Here is a 1,226-nt window from a genome sequence, read left to right as displayed (position 1 = left end):
TAATAGAAAAATCAACTGTTTCAGAAGTAGTGGATTGAGAATTTATAAATTTAATTTCGAAACGGCACTTTCTTTTTGGAGGTGCCGTTTTATTCTTTCACATAACGGGCCGCGGCTTGGCGATAGTGGCGGATTAGAAAGCCAAAACTTTCAATCTTTCACTAACTTGAGCAACAGCTTTTTATTATTTACTAAATTAACAAAAAAGGAAATATAAAAAGCTGTTGCGACAAAAAATGTACGAACTTTCTATATTTCCCATAACCCGCCATTTCGCCAAACCGATGTTAGCGGTAGTTTTTTCTTATTTCATGTAGGATTTCTTTCATTTTTGGTTCAATATTTAGTTCGTCAAATAGTTTTTCCGATAAATTTAATGAGTTTTCAAAAGCTAAAATTATATTTTTAGGATTTAAATCCGATGTTACTGTTTTATACGCAAAATACCAAGTCGTATCAATATCCTTTTCAAGACTTTTAGTTGGACTTTCCCAATGTTGGGTTTTGTTTGTTCTTGCTCTAATAAGCCAAAGCAAATATTTCTGAACATTTGATAAACTATGATGAGCATGAGCAAATTCTTCTCGCTTAATTAAGTTGCTTGTTGTCAGTATAACATTCAGTAATGATTGACTTAACCACAAGATGTTTTCATTTGTTATTCTTTCGGGCGATTTCGTTTTGATTTGATTTAGTGTTTTCGTTAAATGTCCGTCTTTGTCGATTAGGTTCATTTGGTCAAAATCGCTAAATGCAACAATTCCGTCCCAAGATTTGATAATTTCAATTTCCTCCGTTTTTAAAAAATGAAATTCGCCTCTGACCATATTCTCAAAAATAGCAACTTCGCTTCCATATTCATTTGTAAAATATAATGCCACAGGATGAATTTGATTTACCCATTTTTCCGACGAGAAATTTTCTTTATTTTTTAAAAAGATGTAAAATTCGATATCAGAATATTTATCTCCTTCGCTTTTAGTAAATGAACCATACATAAAAACAGCGGAAACATTTTCGTCTTGTTGAGCTATAGATTTTGTTTTGTTAATCATTTGTAACTGCGTCATTTCTTCTAATTTTTAAAAGTTGATAATAGAAATTCTCACTGCTTTTTGAAAGCAATAAAAAAGTTTCACTTTTTTTATTTTGAACAGTTACTTATAGCTTCATCGGATTATATTTTTTTATGTTCAACATTCTGTTTGGTAAAATTACCGCTAACG

Annotated in this window: 2 protein-coding genes; one reads left to right on the top strand and one right to left on the bottom strand. The window is 30.8% G+C overall.

The window, feature by feature from the left end; all coding sequences use genetic code 11:
* Positions 1-217 (top strand): hypothetical protein (locus VQ048_RS12180; protein ID WP_327611926.1); only part of this gene is annotated, 217 nt, incomplete at its 5' end.
* Between the two features lie 70 nt (positions 218-287).
* Here VQ048_RS12180 and lnu(H) read toward each other — a convergent pair.
* The gene (gene lnu(H), locus VQ048_RS12175) at positions 288-1,070 is read right to left on the bottom strand and encodes a lincosamide nucleotidyltransferase Lnu(H) (protein ID WP_051021433.1); all 783 of its coding nucleotides are present in this window, start codon (positions 1,068-1,070) and stop codon (positions 288-290) included.
* Positions 1,071-1,226: the final 156 nt, after the last annotated feature.

The sequence above is a fragment of the Bergeyella anatis genome, from assembly GCF_036016955.1.
Lineage (GTDB): Bacteria > Bacteroidota > Bacteroidia > Flavobacteriales > Weeksellaceae > JAYWXI01.
The sequence above is the reverse complement of the archived record's forward strand: the minus strand, read 5'-3'. Positions and strand labels throughout refer to the sequence as shown.